This is a genomic window from Kitasatospora sp. NPDC056273, assembly GCF_042268845.1.
In the GTDB taxonomy this organism is placed as follows: Bacteria; Actinomycetota; Actinomycetes; order Streptomycetales; family Streptomycetaceae; genus Kitasatospora.
In genome coordinates, this window is the sequence record NZ_JBHJSJ010000116.1 from 1 (window position 1) to 6,280 (window position 6,280).

At 76.4% G+C, this 6,280-nt stretch carries 3 protein-coding genes and 1 pseudogene; 2 read left to right on the plus strand and 2 right to left on the minus strand.

The window, feature by feature from the left end; translation table 11 throughout:
- Both ACFCY1_RS41255 and ACFCY1_RS41260 read right to left on the minus strand, forming a co-directional pair.
- On the minus strand, positions 1-1,491 hold a 1,491-nt coding region (locus tag ACFCY1_RS41255; protein ID WP_375877803.1), incomplete at its 3' end, for a sigma-70 family RNA polymerase sigma factor.
- A gap of 339 nt (positions 1,492-1,830) precedes the next feature.
- Positions 1,831-2,718 (minus strand): TetR/AcrR family transcriptional regulator, encoded by an 888-nt coding sequence (locus ACFCY1_RS41260; protein ID WP_241852827.1) that lies wholly within the window; start codon positions 2,716-2,718, stop codon positions 1,831-1,833.
- Between the two features lie 476 nt (positions 2,719-3,194).
- Here ACFCY1_RS41260 and ACFCY1_RS41265 point away from each other — a divergent pair, with 476 nt between their 5' ends.
- A complete protein-coding gene (locus ACFCY1_RS41265; RefSeq protein WP_079272033.1) occupies positions 3,195-4,643 on the plus strand; it encodes an NAD(P)/FAD-dependent oxidoreductase in 1,449 nt (482 codons plus the stop codon).
- A gap of 206 nt (positions 4,644-4,849) precedes the next feature.
- Positions 4,850-6,136 (plus strand): annotated as a pseudogene (locus ACFCY1_RS41270) (PP2C family protein-serine/threonine phosphatase); the annotation flags it as partial.
- Positions 6,137-6,280 lie beyond the last annotated feature (144 nt).

A 6,280-nucleotide genomic window follows, 5' to 3' on the forward strand; every position in this document is an offset into this window, starting at 1 on the left:
GGCGGACGCGGGCGCGGGCGGCGCCGGGGAGGCGGCGGCCGGGGCGCTGGGGGCCGGGGGAGCGGCCGCCGGGGGCTGCGGTTCGGGTGAGCCGGTGAGCGCGTACGCGGCGACGGCGGCCGCGGCGACCGCGATGGCGGCGGCGATCCCGGCCTTGGCGGCGGTGCCCAGGCCCTCGCCGGCCGCGGCGGCGCCGGCCCCGCCCCCGCCGGAGGCCGCACCGGCCGCACCGGCCGAGCCCGCAGCGCCCGCGGCTCCCGCGGACCCGGAGGTCGCGGCGGCCGTCCCGGCCGCTGCCGCACCGCCGACGGCGGCGGCACCGCCCACGGCGGCCGCGGCGGCGCCGAACCCGCCGACGCCGATCCAGACCAGCACCCCGCCGGGCAGCAGGGCGCGCAGCCCGGTGTTGATCTCGGTCAGTTCCAGGCAGGCGGCCGTGCAGCGGTCGCACTCAGTGAGGTGCCGGCCGACCTCCGCCGAGGCCCGCTTGCGCAGCGAGCCGCGCGCGTACGCGCCGAGCCGGTTGGCGTACGCCTCGCAGGCGCTGTCCTGGCTGCCCGAGACGTGCGCCTGGAGGAACGCGGCGGCGAGCCGGTCGCGGGCCCGGTGGGCCTGGACGGCGGTGGCGTTGGCGGTCTTGCCGAGCATCACCGCGACGGTCTTCGGGGACTCCCGCTCGACCTCGGTGTGCCAGAGCACCATCCGGTCGTCCTCGGGCAGTTCGGCGTAGGCCTGCATGACCATCCGCTGGTCGGCCATCGCCATCGCCCAGGCGTCGGCGCCCGGGTCGGCGAGGTCGAAGTCGACCACGGCGGCCGAGGTCTGCGCGAACACGGCGAAGTCGTCGACGAGTTGCTCGCGCCGCTCGCTGCGGTGCCAGGCGGCGGCGACGTTGCGCACGGCGGTCAGCAGGTACGCGCGGACGGCGAACTCGGGGCCCTTGCCCGCCCGCAGCGCCTGCAGGGTGCGGGCGAAGACCTCGCCCGCGAGGTCCTCGGCGGTGAAGCTGTCCCGGCAGCAGGTGCGGGCGTAGCGGCGCACCGAGTCGGCGTGCCGGCGGTAGATCTCCTCGTACGCGGTGTCGTCGCCGGCCCGCACCCGGGCGGTCAACTCGGAGTCGGAGGCCGGGCGCTCGCCGTCCACCGGGTCGGCGGGGGCGGGCACGGTCGGCCGGGCGGTGCGGCCGTCGCCGGTGAACGGTTCGCCGACGAACGCCTCGGGGGCGACGCCACCCCGGCCCGCCGGGGCCTGCCCGGGCACCCGGCCCGGGGGCAGTGCGGCGGCGGAGGCGGAGAGCGTCTCGCGGCTGGGCATCCCGGCCTGGTCGGGGACGTGTCCGGCGGCCGAACCCGCTGCGGTGCCCGGCACTTGGGCCGTCCCGCCGGCGCTGCCGAGACTGCAGGGGCCCGCGGCGGACCCCTCGGCGGTCTCACCGGAGCGGCCCCCGAAGTCGAGGCCGTACCCGTAGTCGTTCTGTTCCTCGGCGCTCACAACGGACCCCAGATTCCACGACAGCCCCCGTAGTGTGGCAGGGCGCGCGGGAGTGCGTAGGCGCACGGTTCCCCGGCGTACGGCGCCGACGGCGCGCGAACGGCGCGCATCGGGACATTGGCTCCAACCACGGGCAAAGGATGGCATAGCGCAGGGATCGGCGGTAGCCGGACCGGTCGCCTTCCACTCCTCCGAGGGGCCGTCGCGGGGGCGTTCGCCCAGCGTGCGGTGGTGGGGTGTGCGACTCCCGCACCCCGGCGCGCGCACTCGGGTCGCGCGCCGGTCCTCCTCCCAACTCCCGTGCCCGTCCGGCGTGGCGGCCCGGCCGGCCGACGGGCGTCAGCGCTCCCGCAGGCCGTCCAACAGGATCTGCAGCAGCCGGTCCGAGGGCCCGGCGACCGGCTGGCCCTCCGTCTGCGGAGAAATCGGCGAGAAACCGACGGCCGTCGGCGCGGAGACCGACGGACGGGCCGCGTGCACCGGCACCGAGGCCGTCAGCACCAGCACCACGTCCGACACCGTGACGCCCGGCCGCAGTTCGCCCGCCGCACCGGCCCGCGCCACCAGCGCGGCCAGCAGCTGGAGCAGCAGCCGGGGATCGGCGTCGGCCGCCGACGGCTCGACCGCCCCGCCGGAACGGGCCTCCTCGCCGCGCAGGTCGAAGCGGACCGCGGCCGGCGGCTCCGCCGCCCGCTGCTCGGGCACCCGGCCCAGCTCCTCCGCGTACCGGAACGCCTCCGGCGGCAGCAGCCGCCCGGCGCCGCTGCTCACCGCGCGGGCCAGGTAGCCGGCCAGCGCCTCCCAGGCGCCGTCACCGCCGTACAGCGACTCCCGCGCCTGCGCGGTCAGCCACGCCACCTCCTCGGCGGCGATCCGCTGGACCAGCACCTCCTTGCTCGGGAAGCGCCGGTAGACGGTGCCGACCCCGACCCCGGCCCGGCGCGCCACCTCCTCCATCGGCGCGCCGTAGCCGAACTCGCCGAACACCTCGCGCGCCGCCCGCAGCACGCTCTCCAGGTTCCGCCGGGCGTCCACCCGCAATCGGGCCCCCGGCACCGGCACGGCGGCCGGCGCGGGCTCGACCCGGTACGGGACGGCCGCCCGGGCCAGACCGGCCGGTGCCGTCCCGCCCTGCGGCAGGTCCACCGGGCCGCGTTGCTCGGGGACCATGCCCGGTCCGACCTGCGACGCACCCGCCCGCCCCAATACCTGCTCCTGATCCATCATCCCAACTCTCCCCCGCAGGCGTCCGAAACCGGACCCTGTCGTCGCCCGCCCCTGCACCCCCCGGTGCAGCTCGGCCCGTCAGAAGTGACCCGATGACCCATGCTCGTGCCGCCCGTCCCGATCCGGTGACCACGGTTCGTGCCGCCGTGCCGGGTCCACGTCCGGCTCGGCGCGTCGGCACCGACCGGGGCCCTGTCCGGGAACTACCCTTCCCCGGATGACCGTCCCCCAGTCGGGTTCTCACGCCAACGCTGGAACTGGCCGTAGTGGCCGCTCCACGGTGCGTCGCCGCCGATTGTCATGGCGACGGCCGCCCCGGTACACAATCCGACCATAGTTCACCACTCTCCGAGGCCGAAAGTGCGTCAGAAAGTCGCCCAGTAGGCACAACTGGCCACGACGGTCACTCGCGTCGCAACCAGCCCCGTACGGACTGTGGACAAGACGACCCCCGCCGGTCCTTCATAGGGGGCGTGATGGGGGACACCCCCGGCCGCGGGGTGGCCGGGACGAAACGTCGCATCGGCAGGAGGCGCACCATCAGGATCCTGATCGCCGGCGGCGGCTGCGCCGGAACGGCCGCCGCACTCCACCTCCAGCGCGCCCTGCGGGAACGGCTGCGGCGCGGCGAGGCGGAGATCACCGTCGTCGAGCCCCAGGCGTACTTCACCTACCACCCGCTGCTGGCCGAGGTGGCGGCCGGCTCGATCGACCCGAGACACGTGGTCGTCCCGCTGCGCCGGGTCCTGCCGGACTGCCGGGTGCTCACCGCCCGGATCACCCGGATCGAACACGCCGCCCGGCGCGCCCTGGCCGACGCCGCGGGCCCCGGCGAACCCCCCGCCCCGGTCGAACTCCCTTACGACGTCCTCGTGGTGGCCCCCGGATCGGTCTCCCGCACGGCGCCGGTGCCCGGCCTCGCCGAGCACGGCCTCGGCTTCTCCACCGTCGGCGAGGCGGTGGGCCTGCGCAACCACGTCCTGGAGCAGCTCGACCTCGCCTCCGCCACCCGCGACCCGGCGCTGCGCCAGGCCGCGCTCACCTTCGTCTTCGTCGGCGCCGGCTACGCGGGCGTCGGCGCGCTCGCCGAACTGGAGGACATGGCCCGCACCGCCGTGCGCGGCTACCACAACGTCCGCGCCGAGGACCTGCGCTGGGTGCTGGTCGAGGCGACCGGGCGGATCCTCGCCGAGGAGTCGCCCGAACTCGCCCGGCACACCTTGGGGGAGCTGCGCGAACGCGGCGTCGACATCCGGCTGAGCACCACCCTGGAGTCCGCCGCCGACCGGGTCGTGGCGCTCTCCGACGGCAGCCGCTTCGGCGCCCGCACGCTGGTCTGGACGGCGGGCGTCCGGCCGTCCCCGCTGCTGCGCGCGACCGACCTGCCGCTGGACACCCTCGGCCGGGTGCGGTGCCTGGCGACCCTGCAGGCCGTCGGGCCGGACGGGCGCGCCCTGCCCGGCGTCTGGGCGGCCGGCGACTGCGCCGCCGTACCGGACCCGAACGCGGACGGCGCCCCCTGCGCCCCCAACGCCCAGCACGCCTTCGCCCAGGCCGAGCTGCTCGCCCGCAACGTCGTGGTGGCCCTGGACGGCGGCCCGCACGCCCCGGGCCTGGCCGACTACCGGCCCGGCCCCGCCGCCTGCTCGACCTCGCTCGGCCCGCACCGGGCCGTCGCCCACACCCGGCGCGGCGGCAGGCTCACCGGCCGCCGGGCCTGGTGGCTGCACCGGGCCCGGCACCTGCGGCGGCTGCCGAGCACCGAGCGCCGGGTGCGGGTGCTGATGGACTGGGTGCTGGGCGGGGTGTTCTCCCGCGAGCCGGTCTCGCTGGGTGCGATGGAGCACCCGCGTTCGGCCTTCGAGGAGGGGTTCGGCCCCGAGCCCGGACGGCCGTCCGACGCCGGCCCCGATGCTCCCCGGTGACCGCGGCCGCCGACCCGGGCCGGCGGCCGACCGGACGGCGAACCGGGGAGTGGGTCGGACGGCGGATCGGGCGGCCACGCCGGGCGCGCGACTTCCGGAACCGGGCCTCCGCCTGACAGGATCAGCCCGACCTGGTCATTACCCCGTGTGCTGCTGCGCACACAAAAAGTGATGATATGCCTGGAAAACGAGGAAGCGGCCGTCGTTTGAACCTCATGCGCTGGAGCGCCCGGCTCGCCGGAGTCCCCTGGCGTGCCCTCCCGCCCCCCGGGACCGGCACCGAGGACGGTGCGCCCTGCCCCGAGGGCGTCGTCGTGCCCGGCCCCCGCGACCCGGTCGGCCCCGCCGCCACCGCGGAGCTCCCCGACCCGCACAAGCCGCAGAACCTGCGCGAGGTCCTCAACCGCATCCCCGCCCCGGTCGCCGTCACCTACGGCCCGCTCCACCAGCTCGGCTACGCCAACCGCGCCTACCGCGAACTCTTCGGCGAACGCCCCACCGGACTGCCGGCCGCCGAGGCGCTCCCCGAACTCGCCACCATGGGCGTCCTGCCCCTGATGGACCAGGTCATCCGCGGCGGCCGCCCGCGCAGCGTCAAGGCCCGCTGCATCCTCGGCCTCACCGGCAACCGCTACTACAACGTCTCCTGCGTCCCGCTCGGCACGGGGGAGGGCGGCGACGCCCCCGCCGAGGGACCGCCCGCCGGAGTGCTGATCTTCGCCGCCGAGGTCACCGACCAGGTCCTCGCCGCGGCCCGCCTGCGCGAAGCGGAACGCCGCCAGCGCGAGGCCGCCGTCACCCTCCAGCGCAGCCTGCTCCCGCAGAAGCTCGACCAGCCGGCCGGCCTGCGGGTCGCCGCCACCTACCAGCCGGGCGGCGCCGAGGCCGCGGTCGGCGGCGACTGGTACGACGTCATCGCCATCGACGGCGGGCGCACGGCACTCGTCATCGGCGACGTCATGGGCCGCGGCCTGCGCGCCGCCGCCGTCATGGGCCAGCTGCGGACGGCGGTCCGCGCCTACGCCCGCCTCGACCTCCCGCCGCACGAGGTGATGCGCCTGCTCGACGGCCTCGCCATGGAGATCGACGCCAACCAGATCGCCACCTGCACCTACGCCGTCTGGGACCCGCGGCGCCGCACCCTCTCCTACGCCTCCGCCGGACACCTCCCCGTCCTGCTGCGCTGCCCGGACGGCACCATCCTGCGCAGCGAGGAGCAGAACGGCCCGCCGCTCGGCACCGGCGGCGGCCTGCACGTCTCCCACACCCTGCGCCTGCTCCCCGGTACGACCGGTGTCCTCTATACCGACGGACTGGTCGAGCGCCGGGACGAGGACATCGACCAGGGCCTCGACCTCCTGGCCCGCACCCTGACCGGCGCGATCGGCGCCCCCGAGGTGATCTGCGCCCGGCTGCTGCGGGCGATGGGCGTGACCTCCGAGCACGACGACGACGTCGCCGTCCTGGCCTTCCAGCTACCGGCGGAGGAGGGCACCGAGAATTCGGTTGCGCCACTTGACCCGGCGACTCCAGAGGTCTAGTGTTCTTCGAGCTGCCTGGCAGGGAGCACCGGACACGCATCTGCGCGGACGGTCCCGCGGTGGCCAATCCTCTGAAACACCACTTCCGGTTCGTGC